This window comes from Pseudomonas sp. NPDC090203 (assembly GCF_044746765.1).
GTDB classification, from domain to species: domain Bacteria; phylum Pseudomonadota; class Gammaproteobacteria; order Pseudomonadales; family Pseudomonadaceae; genus Aquipseudomonas; species Aquipseudomonas putida_AD.
This window is the reverse complement of sequence record NZ_JBIVCV010000003.1, coordinates 106,491-132,858: the sequence shown is the minus strand read 5'-3', so window position 1 is coordinate 132,858 and position 26,368 is coordinate 106,491. Positions and strand designations below refer to the sequence as shown.

Genomic DNA, 26,368 nt, shown 5'->3' with positions numbered 1-26,368 from the left:
GCGTCAGCCCCTACTCAGCAACTCCGCCACCCTGGCCGTCAACGCATCCAGTGCAAACGGCTTGGTGAGCACGGCGGTGGGTGGCGATGCGGGCATGTGGACTGGCATCGCTGGCTCGGCGTATCCCGTCATGAACAGCACGGGAAGGCCTGATCGGCACCCGCGGCCTTCTTTTGCCATCTGACGGCCGTCTGCACCGCCAGGCAGGCCGACGTCGGTTACCAGCAAGTCGATTGGCGTGTCGGAGCGCAACAGCTTGAGGCCAGCCTGGCTGTCGGCCGCCTCGATCACGACGTAGCCCAGGCTGCTCAAGGCCTCGCTGACAAACAGGCGAACTGTAGGCTCGTCATCGACCACCAGCACGGTTTCACCCGATGCCACCGGGCCCATCTGAGCCGCTGGCTGCATCTGATCAGGGGATTTCAGCTCGGCCGGATGATACGGCATCTGCAAGCAGACCCGGGTGCCCTTGCCTTCCTCGGACTCGATCCTGACCTGCCCGCCCGATTGCTTGGCAAAGCCATAGACCATGGAAAGCCCCAGCCCGGTGCCCGCCCCGACGGGCTTGGTGGTGAAGAAGGGTTCAAACGCCTTCGACAGGGTTTCGGCACTCATGCCCGTCCCGTTGTCGGCCACGGTGATGGTCAGGTAGGTGCCCGGCGCCAGGTCCGGGTCCAGGCCATCGCCCTCCTCCTGGACCTGATTGGAGGTCTGGATGGAAATCTTCCCGCCGTCCGGCAGCGCATCTCTGGCGTTGATGCAGAGGTTCAGCAAGGAGTTTTCTACCTGGGCCTGATCGACCAGGCAGGTACTCAGCGCTGCATTCAAATCGACGCTCAGGTCGATGCCAGGCCCCACGGTGCGGCGGATCAACTCTTCCATCTCGGCGATCAGCACATGCACGTCGGTGTGTTCGGGAAGCAGGGTCTGCCGGCGGGAAAACGCCAGCAAGCGGTGAGTCAGTGCCGCTGCGCGCTGGGCCGCTCCGTAGGCCACCGACACGTAGCGTTCGACGTCAACCGTGCGGCCCTGATTGAGTCGCAGCTTGATCAGGTCCAGGCTGCCGGTGATCCCGGCCAGCAGGTTGTTGAAGTCGTGGGCGATGCCGCCGGTGAGTTGGCCGATCGCTTCCATCTTCTGCGACTGGCGCAACGCAGCCTCTGCCGCCTCGCGCTCCGCGACCGCTTGAGCGACGCGCACCTCCAGCGTCCGGTTGAGCTCCAGCAGCGCGTTTTCGGCGTGTTTCCTGTCGCTCACGTCGATCGAAGAACCCACCAGGCCGATGACCTCGCCCGCGTCGTTCAGCAGCGGGGCCTTGGCAGAGAGCCAGGTCGTTGCCGACCCGTCGGGCATGTCGACCCGTTCCTCGATCTGTTCGGCCACACCGCTGCGCATGATGCGCTGATCGGTCGCCATCACCTGCCGGGCCTGGGCCTTGTCTTCGAGGATTTCCAGGTCCGTCTTGCCCAGGTAAAACTCGGGCGGCTTGCCGATCAGCTCGGTGGTGCCGTGGTTGGCCACCAGTAGCCGGCCTTCCAGGTCCTTGGCGTAGATAACCCCCGGAACCGCTGCGGTGAAGGTGCGCAGCATGGCCGACATTCTGTCGCGCTCGGCTTCGGCGGCTTTGCGCGACTCGATGTTCATCAGCACGCCGGGGAAGCGGATTGCTTGTCCTTGGGGATTGAGTTCGGCGCGACCGTTGGCCTCGACCCAGCGGTAGAATCCGTCGTCCTGGCGAACGCGGTATTCACAGCGAAACGCGCCGCCTCTGGCCATGGTGGCCTCGATTTCAGAGGCCAGGCGATCAACGTCCTCGGGGTGAATCGAGGAAAACGCTTCGGCGATGGGAATGCCGGATTTGCAGCGCTCCACCGGCAACCCGAACGAGCGGGCAAAGCGTTCGTCCGCCGTCACGCGGTCGCTGAGAATATCCCACACCCAGGTGCCGATGATGGCCCCCGCATCGAGGGCCAGTTGAAGACGCTCGGACGCATCTGCCGGGAATTCGCAAGCCTCAACCAGAGCGGACGTACCCGCCGGTTGAACAAGCGGCTCAGAGTTGCCTTGTTCCATTCCCAACCTCGTTCCCGCGTCATCTGCAAAACGTGCAGGATACGCGCTGGAGCCGGTCAGGCGAAGGCATGGCAGATGAAATGCCTTGTTGCGGGCATCACTGCGGCGGCCTGATTGTCGCCGCCATCCCGGCCTGCGCGGCAGGTTGGCGCACTAGGGTGATGCTCAGCAGCATGCCGGCGCCAAGGCAGAGGGCGATGCACGCCAAGGCGATCTTGAAAGCCTCGGTGATGCCTGTGGGGTCCGTGTGGGTACCCAGTGCGCTGTAGAAGATCCCGCCGATCACGGCCACGCTCAGCGCCGTGCTGATTTGCAGCGTGGAGCTGACCACGCCGGCGATCATCCCCGAATAGGCCGGCGCTACCCGTCCTGTGACCATGCGCATGAGGGTCGGCAGCGCGAGCCCCTGGCCGAAACCGATGGTGAAAAGCAGTGGCGCCAGGAGGATCGAGGCCGGGTGCATACCGATGGGCGTCGTCGTGATAAGCCACAGCAGCCCGAGCAAACCGGCCGACTGCAGCCCCATGCCGAAGGGGTTTACGTACACCCCGAATGCGCGGCGAAACAGTGGCGTGAGCAGCGGCCCGAGCAGAAAGCCTGCGCCGAAGGGCAGGAACACCAGCCCGGCGCTCAGTGCCGAGGTGTGCAGCGCGCCTTGCAGGAACACCGAGAACAGCAGGAAAAACGGCGCGATTGCGTAATACAGCAGTGCAACCACCAGCGCTCGGCCCAGACCTGGCGCCTGCAACACGGCCGGGTCTACCAAGGGCGATCCACCGGCACGGCCCAGACGGGTTTCATACCGCCAGAACAGCCACGCCAGTACCGGCATCGCGATCAACAAGGCCCAGGCCCACAGCGGCCACCCAGCCTCCCTCCCCTCGATCAGCGGGACGATCAGCGCCGCCAGGGTAAGCACCGACAGCGCCATGCCGCCCGGATCGAGCCGGGTGGCGTTGCGCGCGCGGGTTTCTTTGAACACCCGGATGCCAAACAGCAGCACCAGCGCCGCAACCGGCAGATTCACCAGAAAGATGACCCGCCAGCCCAGGCCGAACAGGTTCAGCGAAATCAAGACGCCACCCAATGCCTGCCCGACCACCGAAGCCAGGCCGAACACCGCGCCATACAGGCTCAGCGCCAGCGGCTTTTCAGCTTCGGGGAAGATGGCCTGCACCGACGCCAGCGCCTGGGGCGCCATCACTGCCGCCGTGATGCCCTGCAAGGCGCGCCCGATCACTAAGGCCCAGGGCGACCCCGCGCAACCGCAGAGCAGCGACGCGGCGGCAAAGCCAATCAAGCCGATGAAAAACATCCGGCCGCGGCCATAGATATCACCCAGTCGTCCGCCGGTGATCAGGGTGACGGCGTAGAGCCCGGCATAGGCTGAAATGACCAGTTGCTCGGTGGACGCTGAAGCGCCCAGGTCCTGCCTGATCGATGGCAGCGCCACATTGATGATGAAAAAATCCAGCGGCGGCAGGAACGCGCCCACCAGCAGGATCACGAACATGGCCCAACGGCGCGGGTCAGGCAGGGAAACATCTTCCCGGGACATGGAAAGCCTCCATAGGCAACGGTGGCGAAACAAGGGGCGTGAATCGAGGCGGCGCATCGCGGGATGCGCCTTTGGATGCGCAACGTCTAGGTGCGCTCGAACGCTTCGCAGCCCGCGACAGGCTTCCAGTTCACCAGCGGTGTCAGGAAGTGCAATTCGAACCGCCGCGCGGTGAATCGCCACTGCCCGCCGCGCCGTTCGAATCGGTCGTGATACAGGCCGCTGACCTGCACCGGCCCCTGCTCGACATCATGAAACAGACAATCTGCGGCGACGGTGGCCGTCGCTGATCCCCCGTCGATGCTGATCATCGGGTTGGACATCCAGTGGTGCATGTGAGGCATCCGTTGCCAGTTCCTCTGGGCCATCGCCAGGATTTCCTCGGGACTTGTGCCGCCACCGAAGCCCGGCAGGTCGAGGATGGCGTCGTCATGCCAGAGGGTGAGCAGCAGTTCGCTGTCCATCAGGTCGAAGGCGTTGGCGTAGCCGGAAATCAATGACTCGATCGCCGCGCGGCTTTCCAGTGCTTCCAGCCGTGCTGCCAGATGTTCAAGGGTCATGGTCAGGTCCTTGTGTGGGTGTTGGTGCAGCTGGACTGGGTTTGTCTGCTGGCGGGGACCATTGTGAAAGCGCCGGGGTTGCGACGGGACTGCCATTGCTGCATCTTCGCCGTTCACTTTTGTACGAGGTACGCCATGGATTGGAATGACCTGCGCGTCTTTCTGGCCATCGCCCGCGGCGGCTCCCTGGGCGCTGCTGCGAAATTGCTGGGCGTCAGCCACCCCACCGTGGGGCGGCGCCTGCATGTGCTTGAGCAGGCCAGCGGTGAAGTGTTCTTCCGCCGCACGGCCACGGGGCTGGTGTTGACCGACAGCGGCGAGCGGATCTTCGAGCTGGCCGAAGACATGGAGCGCAGCGCCCTGACCATCGAGCGGCGTATCGCCGGTGAAAGCGACCAGCCGGAAGGCCTGTTGCGGATTTCATCGGCGGACTGGTTCGCCTGCTACGTGCTGGGACCGGTGCTGAGGGAGCTGCTTGTGCGTCATCCGCTGATCGTGCCCGAAGTGATCGCCGGGCACCGGCTGTTCGACCTGACACGCCGGGAGGCAGACATCGCCTTCAGGATCGTGCCATTCACCGAGCCCGACATCGTGCAGCGGCGATTGACCACCCTGAGCTACGGGCTGTACACAGGCGCCGGGCAAGCGTTCGAACCGGGTGCCGAGGGTGAAGGCGTCGGGTTGATCACCATGAACACCGCCCAGGCCCACTACCCCGACGTGCTCTGGCTGCAGGAGCGGTTTCCCCAGGCCCGGATCACGTTCACCAGCAGCAGCCGCACGGTGCAGGCACGCATGAGCGCGCTGGGGCTCGGGGTGTGCGTGCTGCCAAGGGTGTTGGGGGATCAGTTGCCAGCCCTCAGAAAGCTGGACATCGGCCAGACGCCGCCAGGGCGCGACATCTGGATGGGGTATCACCACGACATGCGCCAGATGGACCGGCTGCGGGCGTTTGCGGATCTTGCGGGGGAGATGGTTGGCGAGGATCCGGGGCCTTCCTTGTAATGCGACAACGCTGCAACACCGTGCGCTGTGACAACGCGCACCTGTAGGAGTGAGCTTGCTCGCGATGGCAGCGTGTCAGTCAACATCTCTAACGCTGACACACCTCAATCGCGAGCAAGCTCACTCCTACAGGTTTAGGCTGGAGAATACCGCACGCCCCGTGCCCGCCAGGCGAACCCCAGGACCATCAACAACCCCAGAGCCGCCATCAGCGCACCGGCCAGCGAGATCGCCGGATAACCCAGTCCGGCATTGATCACCGCGCCGCCCAGTGCCGCGCCGATGGCATTACCGAAGTTGAACGCGCCGATGTTCACCGCCGATGCAAGGTTCGGCGCATCCTTGGCCGCTTCCATCACGCGCATCTGCAGCGGCGGCACCAGGGCGAAACTGGCGACGCCCCAGATCAGGATCGCCACGGCGGCAGGCACAGGCCAGCGCATCAGCACCGAGAACGCCAGCAGGACCAGAATCAACACCACCAGCGAAACGAGCAGGGTCCGGTCAACCGAACGGTCTGCTGCCTTGCCGCCCCACATGTTGCCCAGCGTCAGGCCCACCCCGAACAGCACCAGCATGGCCGTGATGAAGGCGGTGGAAGCATGGGTTTCGCTGCTCAGGATCGGCGCGATGTAGGTAAACACTGTGAACATGGCGCCAGAGCCGACCACCGTCAGCGCCAGAGCGGCCAGCACAGGACCGCGGCCCAGCACGCGGATCTCGGCCAGCACGCCATCGCTTTTCGGCAGCGGCAGGTTGGGCAAGGCGTACCACAGCGCCGCCATGGCGACGAAACCAAGACCGGCAATGCCCCAGAACGCCGTGCGCCAGCCCAGCAGTTCACCGAACCAACTGGCCAGCGGCACACCGCCGATGGTCGCCAGGGTGAGCCCCATGAACATGGCCGCCACGGCCCCTGCCCGTTTCTCGGACGGCACTACGCTGGCGGCAACGATGGAACCGATGCCGAAAAACGCGCCGTGGTTGAGCGACGTCACGATCCGCGCAACGAGCAGGCTTTCATAGCTGGTGGCCATGGCCGACATCAGATTGCCCAGGGTGAAGATCGCCATCAGGCCGATCAACAGGTAACGCCGTGGAATCTTGCCGGTGGTCAGGGTCATCAGGGGCGCGCCGATCAGCACACCCAGTGCATAGGCGCTGACCAGCAGCCCGGCAGTGGGGATCGAGACGCCGAGGTCGGACGCGATACTGGGCAACATGCCCATGGGGGCAAACTCCGTCACGCCGATGCCGAAGGCACCGATCGAGAGGGCTACAAGGGGTGGGTTGATTCGCATGAAATGGCTCCTTATCTATGCCGCCAATGCTACGATCATGGCTTTCGAGGCGGTAGAGCCCTTTCGGTACAAGCACCTTTGCTTACGAGGCACAAATGGACTTCAACGGCAGGTCGGGAGAAATGGAAGTGTTCGCCAGGGTGGCACAGGCCGGGAGCCTGTCCGCGGCGGCGCGGGCATTGGGACTGACACCCTCGGCGGTGAGCCGGATCATCGCGCGCACCGAGCAGCGCATTGGCGCGCGCCTGCTGTTGCGCACCACCCGCGCCATCACCCTCACCGCCGAAGGTGAGGCGTATCTGCGAGGCGCGCGGCGCATCCTCGCGGACATGGACGAAGTCGAGCAGGCCATCGCCAGCCAAGGCGTGCCCCGTGGCCGGCTGCGAGTCAGCGCTTCATTGGCCCACGGTCGGCTGGCCATCGTGCCGCTGGTGGCGGCCTTCACTGCGCTCTACCCGGAAATCCTGGTGGATTTGACCCTGGGCGATGAAGTCGTCGACATCCTCGCCGGCCAGGCCGACGTCGCCGTGCGCTTCGGCCATCTGCCGGACAGCCCCTTGAGCGCCCGCTGCATCGGCGAAACCGGCCAGGTGATCGTCGCCTCGCCCCAGTACCTGGAACGCCACGGCACGCCCAAACAGCCCGAAGACCTGAGCGAGCACAACTGCCTGCGCTTCAATTTCCGCAGGGCCGCGCCGGACTGGCCGTTCTGTCGCGACGGTCGCGACTTCTCCCTGAAAATCTCCGGCACCATCGCCTGCAGCAGCGGCGAAGCCCTGGCGCAAATGGCCAGGCTTGGCGCCGGTATCGCACGCATCGGTGCGTTCACCGTGGTCGACGAGATCGAACGCGGGGAGCTGGTGCCACTGCTGGAAGACTTCAATCCCGGCGACCGGGAGCCGATTCACGCCGTGTTCGTCGGCGGCTCTACGATGAGCGCCAGGGTCAGGGTGTTCGTGGACTTTCTGCTGGATCAGCACCGGGACGGTCGGTATTCCATCATCACCTGATACCCAGGATCCATTCCCGGCAACGCCCTCAGTCACAGCTAAGTTTCACCCCGTAACTTCTCCCCTGCGCCATTTGCGGCGCTGTCCATGGAGAAGCGATCCCGATGAATCCCTCAATAGCCGGTTGGCTCAATAAAGTCCCCGAAGTCACCCTGTCGTTCTGGGTCATCAAAATCATGTCGACCACGGTCGGCGAAACCTTCGCTGATTTTCTCGCCGTCGATGCCGGGCTTGGCGCGGGCGTCACGACAGTGGGAATGGCGACGCTGCTCGCCATTGCCCTGTTCGCCCAACTGCGCACTCGTGCCTACACCCCTTGGATCTACTGGCTCACGGTGGTGCTGGTGAGCATCGTCGGCACCCAGATCACCGATGTGCTGACCGACATGCTAGACGTCAGCCTCTACACCAGCACAGCGGTGTTTTCGGTGCTGCTGGCCGCGACATTCACGGTCTGGTACCGGACTGAACGCACGCTGTCGATCCACGAGATCGTCACCTCCAGACGCGAGTTGTTCTACTGGGCAACCGTGCTCTGCACCTTCGCCCTGGGCACGGCGGCCGGGGATCTGGCCACCGAAGCGCTGGGCCTGGGCTTCACCCTGGGCGTCGGCATCTTCGGGGTGCTGCTGGCTGCGACATTCGCCGCCTGGCGCATGGGCGGCAACGCCGTGCTGACCTTCTGGATCGGCTACATCCTGACCCGCCCGTTCGGCGCCTCCCTGGGCGACCTGCTCACCCAAGCCAAGACCTACGGCGGCCTGGGCATGGGCGCCACCTGGACCAGCGCCATCTTTCTCTGCGTGATCCTGATGCTGGTCACCGTTGCCCAGCTCAGCGTCGGCAACCGTAAACACGTCACTCAATAACCCGCTCTATCCACTCTTACACCCTTGAAAGGAAATAACATGCGCTACGTCAAAAACGCTATCCGCCATGTCGCCATCGCGACTTCTATCTTTCTGCTGACTGTTGCTGCGGGCTGCTCCAAGCCTGCCGACAAGCCCACCCCTGCGCCGAACGCCAACGCTTCGCAAACAGGTACCGGGCAAAGCAGCGCTTCGAAACTGGGGGATCTGTCCGGCTTTCGCGCCATTGCCGCCGAGGTTGCGGACCTGGTAGACAAAAATGACCTGCCAGGGGCGAAAACCAGAATCAAGGACCTTGAATCGAGCTGGGATTCGGCCGAAGCCGGCATCAAGCCTCGCGCCGCCGGTGACTGGCACCTGTTGGACAAGGCCATCGACCGCGCCCTCTCCGCACTGCGTGCCGGCAGCCCGAACCAGGCCGACTGCAAGGCAGCGATGGATGACCTGATGAAGGCGTTCGACTCCCTCCAGGGAAAACCATAAGCTTGTTAATTCCCCGCTCGCTCATCATCGGAGACATACAGTGCGGATACTTCTGGTCGAAGACGATCCGATGATTGGAGAAGCCATCGAGGGCGCACTCAAGGACGCAAGCTATGCCTGCGACTGGGTCAGGGACGGCCTGATCGCCCTCGCCGCCCTCGACACCCAGCACTACGATCTGGTGCTGCTTGACCTGGGTCTGCCGGGCAAGGACGGGCAAGCGGTTCTGGCCAGCATCCGCGGCCAGAACAACCCGGTGCCCTTGCTCATCATCACCGCCCGCGACAGCCTCGATGAACGCCTTCGCGGGCTCGATGGCGGCGCCGACGACTACCTGCTCAAACCCTTCGAAATGGCGGAACTGCTGGCTCGGATGCGCGCCGTATTGCGCCGCAAAGGCGGCAATGCCATCCCGCTGCTGGGTAACGGGGTCGTGTCACTGGACCCCAGTTCCAAAGAGGCCTGCGCCGAAGGCTGCGCCCCCGTGCAGCTTTCCAACCGGGAGTTCGCCCTGCTCCACGCGCTGCTGATTCGCCCCGGCGCTATCCTTTCCCGTGCCGATCTCGAAGACCGCATCTACGGCTGGGGCAACGAAGTGGAAAGCAACGCCGTGGAATTCCTGATCCACTCCCTGCGCCGCAAACTGGGCAGCCACGTCATCAAGAACGTCAGAGGTGTGGGATGGATGGTTTCAAAAAACGCCTGAGTGAATCGGTACAACTCAGGCTGTCGATGGCCCTGTCCGTGGCCATTCTGCTGGTCGCCATCGCCGCCGGGGTGTTCGCCTTTGTCTCGGCGTTCGATGAAGCCCACGAAATGCAGGACGACACCCTGCGCCAGGTCGCGGTGCTGTTCGACCGCCAGCAGATGACCCTGCAGTACCCGCTCCATGGCGTTATCGAGGGTGACGACGAAGAATCCCGGGTCACCATTCAGTACCTCGCCGACGGCAGCAAGGCGCCTGCCAGCAGCGACGCTGGAACCCCCTTGCCGTTGCCGACGACATTGCCCGACGGCATCAGCACGCTGGACGTTGGCGGCGAGCCGTTTCGCGTTCTGGTCAGGACCACCACCCGCGGCGAACGCATCGCCGTCGCGCAGGAAACCGGCGCCCGTGACAGCGATGCTCGTGAAAGCGCCTGGCGAAGTCTGCTGCCCTTTCTGATCCTGTTTCCCGTGTTGCTGCTGGTGGTCGGCGATCTGGTGCGCAAGCTGTTCCGCCCCATCGCCACCCTCTCGGCGGAAATCGACCAACGCGCCGAGCAGGCCCTGCATCCCATCGACGAACACCATCTACCGACCGAAGTCAGGCCGTTCGTGGTCGCAATCAACCGGCTGCTGGGCCGCGTCCGGCAATCCATGGAGGCCCAGGGCCGATTCGTCGCCGATGCCGCCCACGAATTGCGCTCGCCGCTCACCGCGCTTTCTTTGCAGGCCGAACGACTGGCCAGCGCCGAGATGCCCGAGCTGGCCCGCGAACGTTTGACTACGCTGCGCCGTGGGATTGAGCGCGGGCGAAATCTGGTCGATCAGTTGCTGGACCTCGCCAAGGCGCAATCAGGCTCTACGCCGCAGCCTTCGGTGGTTTCGGTACATGCGGTGTACCGGCATGTACTGGAGGATTTGCTGGCGCAGGCAGAGGCCAAACAGATCGACATCGGCGTCGAAGGTGAGCAAGACGCACAGGTTCTGATACCTGAAATCGAGCTGACCATGCTGGTGAAGAACCTGGTCGACAACGCCATCCGCTACACACCCGCCGGCGGCCGGGTCGACCTCTCGGTGAGTATCGACCAGGGCTTTGCCTGCTTGCAGATCAAGGATTCAGGCCCGGGAATCGCAGTTCACGAACGCGAGCGCGTCTTCGATCCGTTCTACCGCACCCTGGGCAGCGAACAGCGCGGATCCGGGCTTGGCCTGTCCATCGTCCAGGCCATCGCCCAACGAGCCGGCGCCATCGTTACCCTGGGGTTTTCCAACGAGCAACTGGGCCAAGGCTTGTGCGTGTCGGTGCGCCTGAAGCTGCATGGTCAGGCGCGCTGAGGTTTGGCGCCAGATGGCATGCCTTGCCAGCCTTTTCGCAGAAACACCACTTGGGCCACCACGCCGACAATCAGCGCAAGGGCGATCAACCCCAGTGCGCCTTTGAGCAACGGCGAATTCGGGTCGGTGACGATGGGATGACCATCTGGAACCCGGCGCAGGGTCTCCGAGACGGTCGGCACCATCATGAAGAACACTGTCAGGCTCAGCAGGATGGTTTCAAGGTATATCCCCGCACGGCCCAGCCAGGCAATGAAGCCCACTCCGTAACCCGCGAGCAGCAGCACCAGTGTGACCGCGCCGATCACCGGGCTGATGGGTTGATGCGCCACCAGAAACACCGTGCAGGCGCCGATCAGCATCGAGACGAAGTAGGCTACGCCTGCGCCCGAGCGCGGCACGATGCGCCCGTGCCGAATCAGCATCCAGGCGGCCAGAGGGATGGCAGGCAGGCTGCCCAGTGTGTGTACCCAGCCAAGGGCAGAGATCCCGAACATTCGATTATTCCTTTTTTGTCTGGATGATAGGCATAGCGCACGGAGCGCTGCGCAGTTGCCGATCAGCCGTGTGAAAGGGTTATGATTTCAGGGTTCAGACTATTGAAGACGCGGCCGGACTGACATGACGGATTTACTCGAAAACTTGACCATTCTTCCGGAAATGCAGTTGGAAGGCCTGGCCACCGGCGATCTGCTCTCGCAGGTACTGGCACAGATTCGTCTGACCGGGGATCGCGTCTATTCCACGACACTGGCCTTGGGGCAGCGTCTGGAGCTGGACGAAAAAAGCTCGCACATCTGCGTCTTGCAACAGGGCCAGTTGCGCATCGAAGGCCCCGACGGGCATGGGCAGGTGATCGAGCAAGGGGACATTCTGCTGCTGCCCCATGATCCGTCATCCCTGAACATTATCACCACAATGGGGCCGGCCGCGCTGGTGGTCTGCCGCTTCTGGTTCGACGCCAGCAGCTTCCAGGCCATGCTGTTCGCCATGCCGTGGCTGATCCACGTCAGGCGCGCCGAAGCCGCCGCCTGGTCGGACGGCATCTTGCATTTCATGCTGATCGAGGCCAACGACACCCAACCTGGCGGCGCGTTGATGATTTCCCGTCTGATCGACCTTACCGTCATTCGCATCCTGCGAACCTGGGTGCAGCACGGCATGGCCTCGGGCTGGCTGGGCGGCTTGTCGGATGCGCGCATCGCCAGAACCCTCAAAGCCATCCACGAAAAACCCGGTCAACAATGGCGCATCGACGCACTGGCCAGCGTCGCCGGCATGTCACGCTCAAGCTTCTGCGAACGCTTCACCGCGCTGGTGGGGCGCTCACCCCTGCGCTATCAGAATGAGTGGCGACTGACCCTGGCGAAAACCATGCTGGCCCGGCACGACAGCCGCATCGGCGAGGTGGGATTTGCTATTGGCTACGAATCCGAAGCGGCATTCAGCCGCGCCTACAAAGCGTTTTTTGGCCGCTCGCCACGGGACGACAACAACCAGGCCCTGCCCTAGCGCTGCTGAAACGCGATCTTCAGTCCCAGTGCCATGAACATCGTGCCGATGATTTTTCCCTCCCATCGACGCAGCCCGGCAAGGCCCTTGATCGCCTGGCTCAAGGGGCGAATGGCGAGGGCCAAGAGGCTGGTGTAGATAGCGCTCAGACCTGAAAAGATCAGACCAAGCACTGCAAATTGCAGAAACGACGAACCGGAAGCCGGGTGGATGAATTGCGGCAGGAACGCCAGGAAAAAGATCGCCGTCTTGGGGTTCAGCACTTCGGCGCCGATTGCCTGGAAAAACGCCTGGGCCGGCGTCACCGCGCTCAGTTGTGCTTTGGAATCACCGCCTGATCTGGACATGAACGCTCGCACGCCCAGATAGATCAGGTAGCAGGCGCCGACCAGTTTCACCACGTTGAAGGCGGTGGCCGAGGTCATCAGGATCGCCGACAGCCCCAGTGCCGCGCAGAGGGTGTGGATCAGATCGCCCGCGGCAACGCCCAGCCCGGTGGCGATACCCACCTTGCGCCCACCCTGCACGGTGCGCGTCATCACCAGCAGCACCGCCGGCCCGGGTATCAGGAACAGTCCCAACACGACGGCTACGTAGGTCAGCAAGGAGCTCAGGTCGAACATGGCGGGTGATCTCGATGGGGGGCGCGAACGCCAGTAATCCTGATCCGAACACCGAACGCAAGCTGTCTGTAATTCCTGGTTGATCGGCTGTCCGGGCACACGTATTCGGTGGGATCAGCCTATCCTTTCAATCCAGTCGTTTCTGCATGAAAAACCGCTAATGCCCCGGCGGAAAATCATCCAGCGTTCCAAACTTGCTGAAGCCCAGTCGCTCGTAGAAAGACGGTGCCTGGAAATCAAAGGTGTCGAGCCAGAGGCCGACGCAGCCTCTTTCCCGGGCGACCTCTTCGGCCATCCCGATCAGCCGTGAGCCAGTGCCTTGACCTTGGGTTTGCTCAGGTATCGCAAGCAGTTCGATGAAAAACCAGCGATAGAATATCTCTCCATACAGGCCTCCGATAATTTCGTCGGTCTCCTCATCACGGACCACCAGAGCGATTGTCTCGGGCTTTGGATCACCAGCCCGAGACAGGTTATGCGCCCGCAATGGCTTGAGGATGGCTGCACGTGCGTCATCTGCCGGATCGACCATCACTTCTATACGCGTCATCATCGCTAATCCTTTAGGTACTCACATTGATAGGGTAAAACGGCCCGCAGCTGCCTGCGCTTCTCGCGATGCGCTCGCAACCTTGAAAAGATACAATAAATTCAATGATTTATTTCTGTTGTTCATTTCCCATATGTCGCCCCAGCCAAGGGAATCTCAATGTCTGCGCCTGCCACTCCCCACCCGCTGTTTGAAACCTATGCCCGGTTCGGCGAGCTGAATTTCAGCTCCCTGAAAGAAGAACTTGCGGCCATCACCGATTACCTTGGGCAGTTTCCCGAACAGGCGCAGGCGGTCGAGGGCTACCGGGCGGTGCGCAGTTTTCTCAAATCCTACGCGGGCAACGAGGCAACGTTCAATTCCTACCGCACCCACGTCGAGCGCTTGCTGTTGTGGGCGCTGCTCAAGGCGCGGATTCCCTTGCTGGAAATGCGCCGTACCCACGCCGAGAGTTTCATGGAGTTTTGCCTGGCGCCTGACCCCGCCTGGGTCGGCCCGGTGGTCAAGTCGCGTTTCAATCGTATCGGGGCGCGCAAGAAATCGAGCAGCGATACCTACGTGCTCAACCCCGAATGGCGCCCGTTCAGCCAGACGGTGTCCAAGGAAGAACGCAAACGCGCCAAGGAACAGAATCGCCCTGCGCAACTGGACGCCTACAAGCTCGCCCAGGGTTCTATCGCGCAGATCTTTGCGGTGTGCGGGAGTTTCTTTCAGCACGCCATCGATGAGGGCTTCTGCGAGCAGAATCCGTTTCGGGCGGTCAAGCAGAAGAGCAAGTACAAGCAGCGCAATACCGACGACCAGGACACCCGCATCCTGACCTCGCTGCAATGGGATTTCGTGCTGGAAACCGCCGAGCAACTGGCTGCGGCCGATGCCCGCTATGAGCGCACGCTGTTCATCGTGGCAACGATTTTCGCCATGTACCTGCGGGTTTCCGATCTGGTCGGGCGTGACAACTGGAAGCCGACCATGGGCGACCTGCGCAAGGACAACGCGGGCAATTGGTGGTATCACGTGGTCGGCAAAGGCAACAAGGCGGGCAAGATCAGCGTGCGCGACGACTACGTCGAGAACTATCTGAAACGCTGGCGGCTGCACCAGGGCCTCTCGCCCCTGCCCGGCTTTCGTGAAAGCACGCCGCTGATCGCGACCCAGCGTGGCCGTGCGGGGCTGTCGGACCGGCACATCCGCGTTTTATTGCAAGAGGTGTTCGACCGTGCGCTTGCGCGCATGCAGGCCGAGAACTGGGCGGACGAGGACGTCGGCCGGCTGCGTGCGGCCTCGCTGCACTGGTTGCGCCACACCTCGGCTACCTTCGATGCGCCCCATCGCGACATGAAGGATTTGCAGATCGACCTGCGTCACAACAGCCTGAGCACCACGCAGAACGTCTATTACAACTCCGAAGACGAGAAACGCGCCTACTCGGTCAAGCGTCTGGCGATGAAAGAGCGATAGCCGGCGCTATCGCTCTCAACCTGGTTTCAGGCCTTCTTGCCGCCAGAACCAAAGGCGGCGAAGCGCTTGTTGAAACCTGCGATACGGCCTTCGGTGGTGGCCTGGCGCTGCTGACCGGTGTAGATCGGATGCGAGGCGCTGGACACATCGAGGGCGACGTATGGATAGGTGTTGCCGTCGGTGTGCTGGTGGGTACGATCGGTGTCGGCGGTCGAGCCAATGAGGAAGTACACATCGGCGGCGGTGTCGTGGAACAGCACGGTGCGGTATGCGGGGTGGATATTCGGCTTCATGATGGTCTCCAGGATTGGATATCGATAGATACGTTATACTGTATCTTTTTGATATTTTCAAGGCGCCCCCCCCCCGGGTGGGTGGTTGCGCGGTTTGTGTACATCCGGGCGTTAGTGGCGCCGAAAGACGAAGCTGTCGCTGCCGTCTGGCTCGACCGCTTGAAGAGTCTCCACCTGCGTGAAGCCGACGGCCTTTGCCAGACGCTGGCTTGCGGTGTTGGCGCTGGCGGTGGTCAGATACAGAGACTGGCCCTCAAGCAACACCAACAACGCCGCCAGGGCCTCCTTCATCAGGCCTTGGCCGGCATGGCGCTGGTTGGCCCAGTAGCCGATTTCGAAATCTTCATTCGCAGTCGGCCCAGGCATCAATCCGATGCAGCCGACAATCTCCGGGGCGCCGTTGCGCGGCAGGACGAGGTAGCGCTTTTCGGCACCGCAGCGGAAAAAATCCCTGGCGGCCAGTTCCAGACTTTCAGCGGCTTGTTCCAGCGTCCAGTGGGGCTGGCTCCAGGCGAGGAATTCCCGGTGCAGGGTGTAACTGGCGTTCAGGGCGCAGGCCAGGGCCTCGGCGTAGCAGACGTCAGCCGGCACCAGGCGCAAGCGTTCGGTGACGAGGGTCAATGGCACCCGTACTTCGGGCGCCAGGCTGTGCGCCCAGATGACGCCCGGATGTGTCAGGGCGGGGATAGATGAAGGTGGTGAATCCATGCTCACAGAAGATCCTTGGGTTAGTCGCCCCTAATGTAGGAGCGCTCGCCTCCGGCTGCAATGGACCTGTCGCATCAACCCTGAGCACGCCGCGAAACTGTAGGAGCGCGCTTGCCCGCGACAGGGCCGTGTCAGGCGCCGGCGATGCGACCGGTACACCGCAGTCCCGGGCAAGCGCGCTCCTACAGGGCGATGGCCGCAACCGCTCGCGGTGGCTTTGCGGTGATTACCGACTCATGCATCGCCAACCGGGCTCGCAGCCGGCGCAGTATCCACCGATGCCGAACGCCGCCGCGTCAGGTACCAACCTATGGTCAACCCCACTGCCAGCACCGGGATCATCGCAATGGTCCAGGTCCCGCTCGGATAATCGAACGCCATCAGCACCAACACTACCGCCAGGAATCCCATGGTGGCCCAGGAGGTATACGGCGCCCACGGCATCTTGAAGGTCACATCCGGCAGTTCACCGCGCTTGACCGCCTGGCGAAAGCGGATCTGACACATCACGATGAAACCCCAGGTGGTCACGATCCCCAGCGAGGCCACGTTCAACACGATCTCGAACGCTTGGGCCGGAACGATGTAATTGAGCGGCACGCCAATCGCGATCACCGCGACGGTCACCAGGATCCCGCCGTAAGGCACACCACGGCTGTTCATTCGCGAAACGTACTTGGGTGCAGAGCCACCCATCGCCAGGGAACGCAGGATGCGACCGGTCGAATACAGCCCCGAGTTGAGGCTCGACATGGCCGCGGTCAGCACCACGATGTTCATCACGCTGCCCATGTACGGCACTCCCAGCTTGCCGAAAAAGGTCACGAACGGACTCTCGCCTGCGCTGTACGCCGTCCACGGCAGCAGCAAGGTCAGCAGCACCACGGAGCCAACGTAGAACAGGCCGATCCGCCACATGATGGAGTTGATCGCCTTGGGCAAGACCTTGCGTGGATCCGCCGTTTCTCCGGCAGCCACGCCCACCAGTTCGATGCTGGCATAGGCGAAGATCACCCCCTGAATGATCAGCACCGCCGGCACCAGCCCGTGAGGAAACACACCTCCGTTGTCGGTAATCAGATGCAGCCCAGTGGCGTGCCCGTCAATCGGGTGGCCGCTGGCGAGAAAGACCGTCCCTATGATCAGAAACAGGCTGATGGTGAGCACTTTGATCAACGAGAACCAGAACTCCATCTCGCCGAAATACTTGACGCCGATCATGTTCAAGACCGTGACAATCCCCAGTGACCCCAGCGCAAACAGCCACTGCGGCGCGTCGGCAAAAGCGCCCCAGTACTTCATGTAGATGGCAATCGCCGTGATATCGACGATGCCGGTGGTTGCCCACACCAGGTAATACATCCAGCCGGCAACGTAGGAGGAACGCTCGCCGAGAAACTCCCGGGCGTAGGACACGAAGCTGCCCGTCGTAGGACGGTGCATCACCAGCTCACCCAGTGCACGCATGATGAAAAAGGCAAACACGCCGCAGACCAGATACACCACCGCCAGCGCCGGCCCGGCCATTTGCAGGCGTGCCCCGGCCCCCAGGAACAGGCCGGTGCCGATGGCGCCGCCCATGGCAATCATGTGTACGTGTCGGGATTTGAGCTTCTTTTCGTATCCGCTTTCGTGGGAAGCGAACAGGTCTTCATTGCGGACATGCTTCATGAGCGTCTCCAGGTGCGTGCTTCTCGGGAAGCGATTTTTGTAATAGTCAGGGAGGCATGTTGAGCATGGTTCGGTGATGCAATTGGCGGGTTGCAAGGTCGGTAGCCTGCCAGTTGAATCACCTGTTCTTCCTTGATGATGTTGCGCTTCTAACGACTTCACCTGCGTTGCGCCGATTCTATATCGTTGCGTAGAATCAGGGTTTTTCGCAAAATCAAAACCTGTTTTGCAACCAGCGCAATAAGAAGCCAGCCATGAAATCGAAAGCAAAAGACGCAGGCCCGGATGATCTCGGGGCGATGAGGACCTTCGTCAAAGTCGTCGAAGCCGGCAGTTTCTCGGCCGTCGCGCGGGAGGCACACTTGTCCACCTCTACGGTGGCGCGCAAGGTGTCGCAGATCGAGGAGTCGCTGGGTGTGGTGCTGCTGCATCGCTCGACGCACAAGATCAGCCTGACCGAAGCCGGCAGCCTGTACCTTGAGCGCGCCACCACGCTGATTGCCGATTTCGATGACACCATGCGGGTAGTGGCCGAACTGGACGCCCAGCCTAGCGGCCCGCTCAAGCTCACCGCGCCGGTCGCGTTCGGCCGCCGCTATCTGGCGCCTCTGGTCGCACCCTTCCTGGCGCACTACCCCACCATCCAGCTGGATGTGCGCCTGACCGACAATCACAACGATCTGGTTGCGGGCGGCTTCGACCTGGATATCCATGAAGGCGAGAACTACCTGGACAACCTCATCGTCCAGAAGCTCTCACGCAATGACAGCGTGCTGTGCGCGGCCCCCGCCTACCTTGAACGCCGGGGGCGGCCCCTGCATCCGGACGATCTCAAGGCACACAACTGCCTGCGCTACGTTCACCCCGAGGGAGACCCGCGCTGGCACCTGGTGTCCGGGAAGGACCGGCACAGCCTGCTGCCGACCGGCAATCTGGTGTCCGACCACTCCGAGCTATTGCTGGAGGCCACCTGCGCGGGACTTGGCATTGCCGATTTCGAGATCTGGCTGGTGCGTGACTATCTGGCCACAGGCCGCCTGGAAGTGGTGTTGCCCCAGTACCGTCTGGAGAACACCCTGACCGGGCGGCACATCTACCTGGCGTATCTGGCGAACCGGCGCGGGTCCACCAAGTTGCGTGTCCTGCGTGACTTCATCGCCGAGCAGTTGCAGCACATCGGCAGTTTTTCCGATGAGGAGTTGCGCAAGATGCGCGGCGATGACTTCTAAAGGTAGCGCTCCATCACTCAGGGCTTCTGAAGCTCGAAGCTGAACTCGGCGTGACCAATCTCGCGTTTCATGGTGTTGATCATCTTCGGGCGATGGAAAGCCGACAGCAGGCCGCGCTGTTGCGAGGTGCCAATCTGCAGGCGCTCGAGGATTTCACAGACGAGCATGTACAGCACCTCGATATTGCCGTCCTCGACTTTCACCGAGAACCCCAGCGCGCCATCCGAACCCAGCCGCCGGGTCTGTTCCGATGCACGAATGCCAATGCCGTATGAACCGTCGGCACCGAGCTTGCCGACCACGTCGCCATCAAATGCCTTCATCAGTTCGGTGCAGAACCGCCCTTCGCCGGCGACCATTTCAGGGTGACGGGTCATCGCCCGGTAGATCCTCGCCAGTGCCTTGCTGCGTTCGCTGGCGATCTCGCCCGATGCGGTTAGGTCCGCCGCCGAAGCAAGCCTTGCGTACATCCGTGCCAGGCGGTCGAGGGGGAATGCCGGGGTCGGCAGGTTGCATCCGTCGGTGGCCCACTCCACGCCGTCTACCGGCAAGTCGCACAGGTCCGCGACAACAGCCTTGACGTGGCGCTGCAGCGGGTGATCGGGGGATTCGTAGTTCTCGGCGGTCTGCCCCAGGGCCAGCGCTGCGCCAAGCATGCCCACGTGCTTGCCGGAGCAGTTGCTGCAGGCGGCCGTGGGTGTGAAATCGCGCTTGATCCAGTCCTTATAGACCGCATCGGAAATCGGCGGGTGACCGCCGCAGCGCATGCTCGATTCGGTGAGGTCGATCTTGCCCAGCATCGCCAGGGTTCGCTCGATGTGCCGCGGCTCGCTGCTGTGGGAGGCGCACATCAAGGCAAGGTCTGCCTCGTCGAAACCAAAGCGCTCGAACGCACCCGCTTCCAGCACCGCCAGCGCCTGGGCAGGCTTGGCGGCTGAGCGCGCCAGGGTCATGCGTTGAGGATTGCCGAAGCCATACAGCAGCTTCCCGGAGGCATCCACCACCGCCACATTGGCGTGATGCAGGTTCTCGACAGAGCCCCCACGGTACGTCACCACCGCAGCTTTATTGTTGTTCATTCATGTCATCCTCAAACCGGTCGAACTGATTCCTGAATTCGGTGCCTAGTGTATGAGGATCGATCATCAATGGCCTGTCCAGCCTTTGAAAAGGGGTATTGCGTCAGATGCAATACCGGATGGCTGCCGCCCATGGCGGGAAGCTCCACAGCGTTTAGGCCCACGGATCGGGTGAAAACCAACTACATTGCCTCCAAACCTTGCAGGAAAATGCCCCTTGGCCCTCAACCCACTGACACCAGGCATCACCCAGGAAGACGCCGGTTCCACCGCGCTTGGCGTTTTGCTGCAAGCTTGTGCCGCCGGTAACCGACTGGCGTTCGAGGCGCTGTACCGCGCGACCTCGGCAAAGCTGTTCGGCATTTGCTTGAGGTACGTCAACAACCGCGCCGACGCCGAAGAAGTTCTTCAGGAAGTCTTCACCACGGTCTGGCTCAAGGCTGGCAGTTTCGATCCCAGGCTTGCAGGCGCGATCACCTGGATGGCGACCATCGCCCGGCACAAGGCGATCGATCGACGCCGGGCGCAACATCGCCATGAAGATCTGGATGACGTCACTGAATGGCCGAGCCAGGTGTCGGTGGTTGAAACCGTCGACGCCCAGCGCCAGAACAGCCAGATCGACCGCTGCATGGATACGCTGGGTGAGCAGCAGCAGACCTACATCCGAGTGGCCTTCTTCGAGGGTTATTCCTATGCCGAACTGGCAGCGCGTCACAGCATCGCGCTGGGGACGATGAAAAGCTGGATTCGGCGGGGCCTCTTACAACTGCGGGCGTGCCTTGGGCTATGAGCGAACATGACACTACACCCGGCGATGAGCATGATTTGCTGATCGCCGAATATGCATTGGGCGTGCTGTCTGCCCAGGAGCGTGCGCAGGTCGAGGCGATGCTGGTGCAGAGTGCGCCGGATCGGGCGTTATTGGCGGCCTGGCAGTCTCATTTTGCCGGTTGGCTCGCTCGCTTGCCCGCTGTCGAACCTCCGGACGGGGTCTGGCTGGCGATTCAGCAAGAGTTGTTTCCCGCAGAAGTTTCGCCGAACCAGCGGACAACGCCGGGCAACAATGCCGGGATCTGGCGCTGGACGACGGCCATCGCGCTGGCCGCTTCGCTGCTGTTGGCGGTGTTCATTCTCGTGCGGCCTGCCCCGCTTGCGCCGCCATCCATGATCGCACGCCTGGCGCAGGACGACGGCGCCGTGCTGTTCACCGCCACGGTGCAATCTCAAGGACGGCAAGTGTTGCTGGTGCCTACACGCAAGGCAGAGTGGCAGGACAGGAGCGCGCAAGCCTGGGTCATCGGCGGCGACGGCAAACCGCACTCGCTGGGGCTGCTGCCGACCGACAATGCCGTTGCGCTGTCGGTGCCTGCGGATCTGGCGGAGTTGTTGGCAAGCGGCGCGGTGCTGGCGGTATCGCTCGAGCCCCCAGCCGGCTCACCGACAGGATTGCCGACCGGCCCCGTCATCGCCACCGGCAGGATAACCGCCCTCTGATCATGCCCCTGTAGGAGCGCGCTTGCCCGCGACGGCGGTGTGTCAGGCACATCATCGTCGTCTGTTGTACCGCAATCGCGGGCAAGCGCGCTCCTACGGGGATCGTGGCGTTCGACGACTTTCGTTCAGACCACGATCAAACGGACATTGTGGCGTTCGACGATCTTCGTTCAGACCACGATCATACGGGCATTGTGTCGGTCGACGAATTTTGTTCAAACCCTAATCCGCTGTAGGAGCGCGCTTGCCCGCGACGGCGGTGGGTCAGGCACATCATCGTCGTCTGCCATACCGCAATCGCGGGCAAGCGCGCTCCTACGGGTGGTGGCATTTGGGCGATGGAGCAACAGGCTCAGATTTCGCCCGGATGCTCCGGCATCGGGGAATTGTTGCGCTCGACCTTTTCGACGTCCTTCTCCAGCGGCGCCTCATCATCGGGATCGAGGGGGATATCGTCGTCGCCGCCCACGGTGTCGGGCGGCATAGGAATGACATCCGGTCTGCCGGGTTCCAGTGGCTGGATGGAGTCCACTGCGTTTTCTGTACCGCCGGGTATGCCTGATGAAGCGTTCATGTTCACCTCGCCTGGTCACGAATCAGTCGCAACCTTTAAGGTTCGAATTCGCAGTTCACCCAGGGTTCGATGATTTTCCCGAACGGACTCCGGGCACGCCTCACCCGACAGCCTCAGAAGTTGGCCGGGGTGTTGGCGCTGATGATTTCTGCTTCGTCCTGGCCGATGTTGCGAAACCGGTGCGGCAACGTGGTCGGGAAATAGTAGCCGTCACCTGCGGTCAGGATGCTGATCTGGCCATCGACGGTAAGTTCGATGGTGCCGCGCGTCACCAACCCGCACTCCTCGCCCTGGGCATGCACGATGGGCTCTGCGCCGGAGCTGGCGCCGGGGGCGTACTGCTCGCGCAGCATGCGCATCTGGCGGCTGGGAACCGACGCGCCGATCAGCAACAGACGCAGGCCATCGCGGCCCAGGTCCGGCTGCTCACCGGCGCGGAAGATGTAGCGCTGTTCCTGTGGCGGCTGGTCGAACGAGAAAAAGTCCGCCAGGGTCATGGGGAAGCCTTCGAGCAGTTTCTTCAGGGAACTGACCGACGGGCTGACGCGATTCAACTCAATCAACGAGATCGTGCCATTGGCGACGCCGCTGCGTCTGGCCAGCTCTCGCTGGGACATCTTGTAGCTTTCCCGCACTAACTTGAGTCGTGACCCCGTATCCATGACAGCCCTTTGTTAAAGCCCGAGGGTATCGAGGGACGCGCCTTGACCGGGCACCTCCCCCACTTGATTGGGGGTGATTAGAGCACGTTTGGGCGCCGTGAACCTATACGCGCAAGCGACATCCACAGGTCGCTTGCGCACAGGCCCTACTCCACCTGCGGCGGATACTCGGCGATGAATTGCCCGATCACGTCGGCGAAGTCGTGGTCGGCGGTAAAGCCCAGGTCCTTGGCGTATCTGGCCGTGAATGATCCGGGCCAGGAGCCGACGATGCGCTCGATGGCCGGGTTTCGCTCATGACGAATACGGCTGACGACCTCGTCCTCTGCGGTGCGGCGCAGGGCGTCGATCATCTGCTGAACCGTGATCGACAGGCCAGGCATATTGATGACCCGACCCTGGGTCAACAGATCAGCCTTGAGCTCATGGCCGTGAATCAGGTTGGCAATGGCCTGGGCGGGTGACATCAGCCACAACGGCATGTCCAGCGCGACCGGGCAGACGCTCTCCTGTCCGTTGAGCGGTTCACGAATGATGCCGCTGGCAAAACTCGACGCCGCCATGTTCGGCTTGCCGGGGCGCACCACGATGGTCGGCATGCGCAGGCTGCGTCCATCGACGAAACCCCGGCGGCTGTAGTCGGCCAGCAGCAAGTCGTTCATGGCCTTTTGCGTGCCATAGGAGCTTTGCGGCGCCCAGACTTGATCGTCCTCGACCTGCGTCGGCAGTTGCCCGCCAAACACCGCCACCGAACTGGTCATCACCCACTTGGGGCACGTGCCAACCTTGCGGATGCGCTCGAGCAACTGCTGCGTGGCGCTGAAGTTGATGCGCATCCCCAGGTCGAAGTCCTGCTCGGCCTGGCTCGACACCACCGCTGCCAGATGGAAAATACTGTCAGTGTCGGCGTCGACCAGGCCTTCGAGCACCTGCGGGTCGGCGATGTCACCGCAAACCACTTTCACCCTCGCGTCATCGATGCCGGTCAGTGGCACTACATCGAACGCGACGATGCCGCGAATGCGCTGGGTCACGCCCTGGCGGTCTGTCAGGGTGCCGCGCTCAAGCAGCGCTTCGATCAGGCGGCGGCCCAGAAAGCCAGCCGCGCCAGTCACAAGAATGTTCATCAATAGCTCCTAATGCTCAGCGATTTACCAGTTTTGCAGGAATGCGGAAGACCAGTGCCGCGCCCAGAAACAGCGCGCTGGCCATGACGTACATGCCGATGGTGGTGCTTTGCGTCATGTCCTTGAGAAAGCCCATCAGGTACGGCGAGGCGAAACCGGCCAGGTTGCCGCAGGAGTTGATCAGCGCAATGCCAGCCGCTGCTGCGGTGCCACCCAGAAACGCAGTGGGCAACGGCCAGAACAGCGGCAGCGTGCTCAGAGCGCCCATCGCTCCCAGCGTCAGCCCGATCATCGACAGGGTGAAGTTGTCGCTCCAGGTCGCGGAAATGATCATCCCGATGCCGCCCACCACCGCGGTCAGCGCCAGGTGCCAGCGACGTTCGCGCAGCCGGTCGGCGTTGCGCGAGACCAGCAGCATGGTGACCACCGCCGCGCCATACGGAATGGCAGTCAGCAGACCGATTTGCAGGACATCGGTCACCCCGGCCTGACGCACCAGGGTCGGCAGCCAGAAGCCCACGGTGTAGAAACCGGCAATCAGGCAGAAGTAGATCGCGGTCAACAGCCAGATGCGTGGCTGGCGGAACACTTCACGCACGCTGTGCGCCTCGTGGCCATGGCTTTCGGCGTCGATGCGCGATTGCAACAGGTTCTTTTCTTCCTGGCTCAGCCAGCCGGCATGGGAAATCCGGTCGCTGAGGCAGAAGATCACCATGATCCCGACGAACACCGATGGCAGGCCTTCGATGAAGAACAGCCACTGCCAGCCGGCAAACCCGTGGGCGCCATGGAAGGCCGTCATCAGCCAGCCCGAGAGTGGCGCGCCGATCAAGCCGGACAGCGGCACGGCGGTGGCGAACAGCGCGAACATCTTTCCGCGCCGGTGCGTGGGGAACCAGTACGACAGGTACAGGATAACGCCCGGATAGAACCCCGCCTCGGCCAGGCCCAGCAGGAAGCGCATGATGTAGAAGGACATCGGCGTGGTGACGAAAGCCATGCACGAGGAAATCACGCCCCAACTGATCATGATCCGGGCGATCCACAGGCGTGCGCCGACCCGGTGCAGGATCAGGTTGCTGGGGATTTCCACGAGGAAGTAGGCAATGAAGAAGATGCCGGCGCCCAGGCCGTACACCGCTTCGGAGAAATGCAGGTCATCGGACATTTGCAGCTTGGCAAACCCGACGTTCACCCGGTCCAGATAGGCCACCAGGTAGCACAGCAACAGCAGCGGCAGAATCCGCCAGGCAGCCTTGCGGTAGGCCGCGTCTTCCGACACGACGGCCGAGGAGCCCGTCAGGTCCTGAGTCAGTGATTCACTCATGTCTTTCCCATCCCGTTGTTTTTGTAGTGGGGGTGATTTTTGGGGGTAGAACGGTGCGCGACGAAATAAGTAACATAATACGTCATACGAATTCAACAAGCGGTTGATGCGGGACGCTGGGACCGAAATGCAGTAACGTGCGCTGATTTGAAGCATGAGATCGCTATGGCTCACGTCGACCCTTTTTCTCTGCCCCCGCTTGCGCCGGCCCTCAAGGACGCATCCAAAGGCACCTTGGCCGATCAGGTGACGGCGGCGCTGAAAGCCCATATCGCCAGTGGCGAAGCCCTGCCCGGCTCGCGACTGCCGACGGAACCGGTGCTGTGCGAGCGCTATGGCGTGAGTCGCACGGTGGTGCGCGAGGCGATTTCCCGGCTCAAGTCCGCAGGCCTGGTCGAAGTGCGCCAAGGCAGCGGCACCGTGGTGTCGGAAGGCGCGCACATCAAGGCCTTCACCATCGACCTGGACGTGAGCGGCTCTATCGAGGCGGTGTTGCGGGTGACCGAACTGCGTCGCGGCATCGAAGGCGAAGCGGCGTCACTGGCGGCACAGCGTCACACCCCTGCCGGGCTTGAAGCCATCGAGCGCGCCCTCAAAGCCATCGACGAAGCCGAACAGGCCGGCCGCGACGGCGTCGAGGAGGACCTGGCGTTTCACTTGTCGATCTCCCACGCCACGGGCAACCCGCTGTTCCCGTCGCTGCACGACTTCATCGCCCAGTTCATCAAGGAAGCGATCCGCATCACCCGCTCCAACGAAGAGCGACGCAGCGAACTGGCCAGAACCGTGCGCATCGAGCACGTGGCGATCTACGACGCAATCGCCGCCAGCGACCCCAACGCCGCGCGCTTCGCCGCCCTCACTCACATCCACAACGCCGTCGAGCGGCTGAAAAGCGCGGACCCTGCTTTCTGGCAAAATCCAGGCTCGCGGGGGAGCTAAAAGACCGGAAATGACCGTTCGTCGTCATTTTCCAAATGAGAATTAGTTATACATTGGTTTTCACACAATCTTCACGTCCGAGGGTCCAGTCTGAACCCACTCCTTTTGATCCTCTTTAAAGCCCGTCTTCCCCAGCGGGCTTTTTTTCTGCGCGTTTTTTGCTTCATTTCCCAACGCTAAGCCCGCCCCGCCGCCTGTTTGCGCTCACCGA

General features: G+C 62.5%; 27 protein-coding genes. 12 read left to right on the top strand and 15 right to left on the bottom strand.

The genetic code is table 11. From position 1 onward, the window contains the following. Positions 1-3 precede the first annotated feature (3 nt). The 3 genes from ACIPO9_RS06125 to ACIPO9_RS06115 form a co-directional block, all read right to left on the bottom strand. Entirely contained in the window at positions 4-2,073 is a 2,070-nt protein-coding gene (locus tag ACIPO9_RS06125) for an ATP-binding protein (protein ID WP_400779382.1), read from the bottom strand. Between the two features lie 97 nt (positions 2,074-2,170). Further along, positions 2,171-3,631 carry an MFS transporter gene (locus tag ACIPO9_RS06120; protein WP_400779380.1) on the bottom strand — a complete coding sequence of 487 codons (1,461 nt, stop codon included), beginning with the start codon at positions 3,629-3,631 and terminating at the stop codon, positions 2,171-2,173. Positions 3,632-3,717: 86 nt separating this feature from the next. Then, positions 3,718-4,191, bottom strand: coding sequence for a nuclear transport factor 2 family protein (locus ACIPO9_RS06115; RefSeq protein ID WP_400779378.1), 474 nt, complete (start codon positions 4,189-4,191; stop codon positions 3,718-3,720). Positions 4,192-4,326: 135 nt separating this feature from the next. Between ACIPO9_RS06115 and ACIPO9_RS06110 the strand changes: the two genes are divergently transcribed. Then, the gene (locus ACIPO9_RS06110; RefSeq protein WP_400779377.1) at positions 4,327-5,196 is read left to right on the top strand and encodes a LysR family transcriptional regulator; all 870 of its coding nucleotides are present in this window, start codon (positions 4,327-4,329) and stop codon (positions 5,194-5,196) included. A 134-nt stretch (positions 5,197-5,330) separates the two neighbouring features. Here the strand turns inward: ACIPO9_RS06110 and ACIPO9_RS06105 are convergent, their stop codons facing one another. Then, a complete protein-coding gene (locus ACIPO9_RS06105) occupies positions 5,331-6,497 on the bottom strand; it encodes an MFS transporter (RefSeq protein WP_400779375.1) in 1,167 nt (388 codons plus the stop codon). A 95-nt stretch (positions 6,498-6,592) separates the two neighbouring features. On the opposite strand from ACIPO9_RS06105, the gene ACIPO9_RS06100 reads away from it, so the two are divergent. The 5 genes from ACIPO9_RS06100 to ACIPO9_RS06080 all read left to right on the top strand — a co-directional run bounded on the left by ACIPO9_RS06100 (position 6,593) and on the right by ACIPO9_RS06080 (position 10,902). Beyond that, complete coding sequence (locus ACIPO9_RS06100; RefSeq protein WP_400779373.1) at positions 6,593-7,507, top strand: LysR family transcriptional regulator; 915 nt, start codon at positions 6,593-6,595, stop codon at positions 7,505-7,507. Between the two features lie 104 nt (positions 7,508-7,611). Further along, positions 7,612-8,376 carry a hypothetical protein gene (locus ACIPO9_RS06095; protein ID WP_400779372.1) on the top strand — a complete coding sequence of 255 codons (765 nt, stop codon included), beginning with the start codon at positions 7,612-7,614 and terminating at the stop codon, positions 8,374-8,376. A gap of 39 nt (positions 8,377-8,415) precedes the next feature. Then, entirely contained in the window at positions 8,416-8,859 is a 444-nt protein-coding gene (locus ACIPO9_RS06090; protein ID WP_400779370.1) for a hypothetical protein, read from the top strand. 40 nt (positions 8,860-8,899) lie between these two features. Beyond that, positions 8,900-9,565, top strand: coding sequence for a response regulator (locus tag ACIPO9_RS06085; protein ID WP_400779368.1), 666 nt, complete (start codon positions 8,900-8,902; stop codon positions 9,563-9,565). Continuing rightward, positions 9,541-10,902, top strand: coding sequence for an ATP-binding protein (locus tag ACIPO9_RS06080; RefSeq protein ID WP_400779366.1), 1,362 nt, complete (start codon positions 9,541-9,543; stop codon positions 10,900-10,902). The genes ACIPO9_RS06085 and ACIPO9_RS06080 overlap by 25 nt, the downstream gene beginning before the upstream one ends. On the opposite strand, the gene ACIPO9_RS06075 is transcribed toward ACIPO9_RS06080, so the two are convergent. After that, positions 10,890-11,399 carry a hypothetical protein gene (locus tag ACIPO9_RS06075; RefSeq protein WP_400779364.1) on the bottom strand — a complete coding sequence of 170 codons (510 nt, stop codon included), beginning with the start codon at positions 11,397-11,399 and terminating at the stop codon, positions 10,890-10,892. The genes ACIPO9_RS06080 and ACIPO9_RS06075 overlap by 13 nt on opposite strands. Before the next feature lie 124 nt (positions 11,400-11,523). Between ACIPO9_RS06075 and ACIPO9_RS06070 the strand changes: the two genes are divergently transcribed. After that, entirely contained in the window at positions 11,524-12,414 is an 891-nt protein-coding gene (locus ACIPO9_RS06070) for an AraC family transcriptional regulator (RefSeq protein WP_400779362.1), read from the top strand. Here the strand turns inward: ACIPO9_RS06070 and ACIPO9_RS06065 are convergent. Then, positions 12,411-13,037 (bottom strand): LysE family translocator, encoded by a 627-nt coding sequence (locus ACIPO9_RS06065; RefSeq protein ID WP_400779360.1) that lies wholly within the window; start codon positions 13,035-13,037, stop codon positions 12,411-12,413. The genes ACIPO9_RS06070 and ACIPO9_RS06065 overlap by 4 nt on opposite strands. A 157-nt stretch (positions 13,038-13,194) precedes the next feature. Continuing rightward, complete coding sequence (locus ACIPO9_RS06060; RefSeq protein ID WP_400779358.1) at positions 13,195-13,590, bottom strand: GNAT family N-acetyltransferase; 396 nt, start codon at positions 13,588-13,590, stop codon at positions 13,195-13,197. Positions 13,591-13,746: 156 nt separating this feature from the next. Between ACIPO9_RS06060 and ACIPO9_RS06055 the strand changes: the two genes are divergently transcribed. After that, the gene (locus tag ACIPO9_RS06055; protein ID WP_400779357.1) at positions 13,747-15,048 is read left to right on the top strand and encodes a tyrosine-type recombinase/integrase; all 1,302 of its coding nucleotides are present in this window, start codon (positions 13,747-13,749) and stop codon (positions 15,046-15,048) included. Positions 15,049-15,074: 26 nt separating this feature from the next. Here ACIPO9_RS06055 and ACIPO9_RS06050 read toward each other — a convergent pair whose 3' ends face one another. The 3 genes from ACIPO9_RS06050 to ansP all read right to left on the bottom strand — a co-directional run bounded on the left by ACIPO9_RS06050 (position 15,075) and on the right by ansP (position 17,720). After that, positions 15,075-15,341: a type B 50S ribosomal protein L31 gene (locus ACIPO9_RS06050; protein WP_400779355.1), complete on the bottom strand. Its 267-nt coding sequence runs from the start codon at positions 15,339-15,341 to the stop codon at positions 15,075-15,077. Between the two features lie 111 nt (positions 15,342-15,452). Beyond that, the gene (locus ACIPO9_RS06045) at positions 15,453-16,049 is read right to left on the bottom strand and encodes a GNAT family N-acetyltransferase (RefSeq protein ID WP_400779353.1); all 597 of its coding nucleotides are present in this window, start codon (positions 16,047-16,049) and stop codon (positions 15,453-15,455) included. Positions 16,050-16,283: 234 nt separating this feature from the next. After that, positions 16,284-17,720: an L-asparagine permease gene (ansP, locus tag ACIPO9_RS06040; RefSeq protein ID WP_400779351.1), complete on the bottom strand. Its 1,437-nt coding sequence runs from the start codon at positions 17,718-17,720 to the stop codon at positions 16,284-16,286. 254 nt (positions 17,721-17,974) lie between these two features. On the opposite strand from ansP, the gene ACIPO9_RS06035 reads away from it, so the two are divergent. Further along, positions 17,975-18,949 (top strand): LysR family transcriptional regulator, encoded by a 975-nt coding sequence (locus ACIPO9_RS06035; RefSeq protein WP_400779349.1) that lies wholly within the window; start codon positions 17,975-17,977, stop codon positions 18,947-18,949. Positions 18,950-18,966: 17 nt separating this feature from the next. Here the strand turns inward: ACIPO9_RS06035 and ACIPO9_RS06030 are convergent, their stop codons facing one another. Further along, on the bottom strand, positions 18,967-20,028 hold the full coding sequence (locus tag ACIPO9_RS06030) for an asparaginase (protein ID WP_400779347.1): 1,062 nt from the start codon (positions 20,026-20,028) through the stop codon (positions 18,967-18,969). Positions 20,029-20,245: 217 nt separating this feature from the next. Between ACIPO9_RS06030 and ACIPO9_RS06025 the strand changes: the two genes are divergently transcribed. After that, entirely contained in the window at positions 20,246-20,821 is a 576-nt protein-coding gene (locus ACIPO9_RS06025; RefSeq protein WP_400779346.1) for a sigma-70 family RNA polymerase sigma factor, read from the top strand. Continuing rightward, the gene (locus tag ACIPO9_RS06020; protein WP_400606863.1) at positions 20,818-21,525 is read left to right on the top strand and encodes an anti-sigma factor domain-containing protein; all 708 of its coding nucleotides are present in this window, start codon (positions 20,818-20,820) and stop codon (positions 21,523-21,525) included. Before ACIPO9_RS06025 ends, ACIPO9_RS06020 begins: the two co-directional genes overlap by 4 nt. A gap of 352 nt (positions 21,526-21,877) precedes the next feature. On the opposite strand, the gene ACIPO9_RS06015 is transcribed toward ACIPO9_RS06020, so the two are convergent. From ACIPO9_RS06015 to ACIPO9_RS06000, 4 genes are all read right to left on the bottom strand, one after another. Beyond that, a complete protein-coding gene (locus tag ACIPO9_RS06015; protein WP_274130976.1) occupies positions 21,878-22,099 on the bottom strand; it encodes a hypothetical protein in 222 nt (73 codons plus the stop codon). Between the two features lie 113 nt (positions 22,100-22,212). After that, positions 22,213-22,761, bottom strand: a complete 549-nt coding sequence (locus ACIPO9_RS06010; protein ID WP_274130975.1) for a cupin domain-containing protein — start codon at positions 22,759-22,761, stop codon at positions 22,213-22,215. Positions 22,762-22,907: 146 nt separating this feature from the next. Beyond that, positions 22,908-23,888 (bottom strand): D-erythronate dehydrogenase, encoded by a 981-nt coding sequence (gene denD / locus ACIPO9_RS06005; protein ID WP_400779344.1) that lies wholly within the window; start codon positions 23,886-23,888, stop codon positions 22,908-22,910. Positions 23,889-23,904: 16 nt separating this feature from the next. Then, a complete protein-coding gene (locus tag ACIPO9_RS06000; RefSeq protein ID WP_400779342.1) occupies positions 23,905-25,215 on the bottom strand; it encodes an MFS transporter in 1,311 nt (436 codons plus the stop codon). A gap of 165 nt (positions 25,216-25,380) precedes the next feature. Between ACIPO9_RS06000 and ACIPO9_RS05995 the strand changes: the two genes are divergently transcribed. Continuing rightward, entirely contained in the window at positions 25,381-26,157 is a 777-nt protein-coding gene (locus tag ACIPO9_RS05995) for a FadR/GntR family transcriptional regulator (protein ID WP_274130971.1), read from the top strand. The last annotated feature ends 211 nt before the right edge of the window (positions 26,158-26,368 follow it).

Bases quoted from the DNA above. Each gene is read 5' to 3' on its own strand.
- ACIPO9_RS06120 (WP_400779380.1), bottom strand. From the start codon at position 3,631: ATGTCCCGGGAAGATGTTTCCCTGCCTGACCCGCGCCGTTGGGCCATG.
- ACIPO9_RS06065 (WP_400779360.1), bottom strand. From the start codon at position 13,037: ATGTTCGACCTGAGCTCCTTGCTGACCTACGTAGCCGTCGTGTTGGGA.
- ACIPO9_RS06050 (WP_400779355.1), bottom strand. From the start codon at position 15,341: ATGAAGCCGAATATCCACCCCGCATACCGCACCGTGCTGTTCCACGAC.
- ACIPO9_RS06010 (WP_274130975.1), bottom strand. From the start codon at position 22,761: ATGGATACGGGGTCACGACTCAAGTTAGTGCGGGAAAGCTACAAGATG.
- denD (WP_400779344.1), bottom strand. From the start codon at position 23,888: ATGAACATTCTTGTGACTGGCGCGGCTGGCTTTCTGGGCCGCCGCCTG.
- ACIPO9_RS06000 (WP_400779342.1), bottom strand. From the start codon at position 25,215: ATGAGTGAATCACTGACTCAGGACCTGACGGGCTCCTCGGCCGTCGTG.
- ACIPO9_RS06100 (WP_400779373.1), top strand. From the start codon at position 6,593: ATGGACTTCAACGGCAGGTCGGGAGAAATGGAAGTGTTCGCCAGGGTG.
- ACIPO9_RS06110 (WP_400779377.1), top strand. From the start codon at position 4,327: ATGGATTGGAATGACCTGCGCGTCTTTCTGGCCATCGCCCGCGGCGGC.
- ACIPO9_RS06075 (WP_400779364.1), bottom strand. From the start codon at position 11,399: ATGTTCGGGATCTCTGCCCTTGGCTGGGTACACACACTGGGCAGCCTG.
- ACIPO9_RS06095 (WP_400779372.1), top strand. From the start codon at position 7,612: ATGAATCCCTCAATAGCCGGTTGGCTCAATAAAGTCCCCGAAGTCACC.
- ansP (WP_400779351.1), bottom strand. From the start codon at position 17,720: ATGAAGCATGTCCGCAATGAAGACCTGTTCGCTTCCCACGAAAGCGGA.
- ACIPO9_RS06115 (WP_400779378.1), bottom strand. From the start codon at position 4,191: ATGACCCTTGAACATCTGGCAGCACGGCTGGAAGCACTGGAAAGCCGC.
- ACIPO9_RS05995 (WP_274130971.1), top strand. From the start codon at position 25,381: ATGGCTCACGTCGACCCTTTTTCTCTGCCCCCGCTTGCGCCGGCCCTC.
- ACIPO9_RS06055 (WP_400779357.1), top strand. From the start codon at position 13,747: ATGTCTGCGCCTGCCACTCCCCACCCGCTGTTTGAAACCTATGCCCGG.
- ACIPO9_RS06030 (WP_400779347.1), bottom strand. From the start codon at position 20,028: ATGAACAACAATAAAGCTGCGGTGGTGACGTACCGTGGGGGCTCTGTC.
- ACIPO9_RS06035 (WP_400779349.1), top strand. From the start codon at position 17,975: ATGAAATCGAAAGCAAAAGACGCAGGCCCGGATGATCTCGGGGCGATG.
- ACIPO9_RS06015 (WP_274130976.1), bottom strand. From the start codon at position 22,099: ATGAACGCTTCATCAGGCATACCCGGCGGTACAGAAAACGCAGTGGAC.
- ACIPO9_RS06105 (WP_400779375.1), bottom strand. From the start codon at position 6,497: ATGCGAATCAACCCACCCCTTGTAGCCCTCTCGATCGGTGCCTTCGGC.
- ACIPO9_RS06020 (WP_400606863.1), top strand. From the start codon at position 20,818: ATGAGCGAACATGACACTACACCCGGCGATGAGCATGATTTGCTGATC.
- ACIPO9_RS06125 (WP_400779382.1), bottom strand. From the start codon at position 2,073: ATGGAACAAGGCAACTCTGAGCCGCTTGTTCAACCGGCGGGTACGTCC.
- ACIPO9_RS06080 (WP_400779366.1), top strand. From the start codon at position 9,541: ATGGATGGTTTCAAAAAACGCCTGAGTGAATCGGTACAACTCAGGCTG.
- ACIPO9_RS06090 (WP_400779370.1), top strand. From the start codon at position 8,416: ATGCGCTACGTCAAAAACGCTATCCGCCATGTCGCCATCGCGACTTCT.
- ACIPO9_RS06045 (WP_400779353.1), bottom strand. From the start codon at position 16,049: ATGGATTCACCACCTTCATCTATCCCCGCCCTGACACATCCGGGCGTC.
- ACIPO9_RS06070 (WP_400779362.1), top strand. From the start codon at position 11,524: ATGACGGATTTACTCGAAAACTTGACCATTCTTCCGGAAATGCAGTTG.
- ACIPO9_RS06060 (WP_400779358.1), bottom strand. From the start codon at position 13,590: ATGATGACGCGTATAGAAGTGATGGTCGATCCGGCAGATGACGCACGT.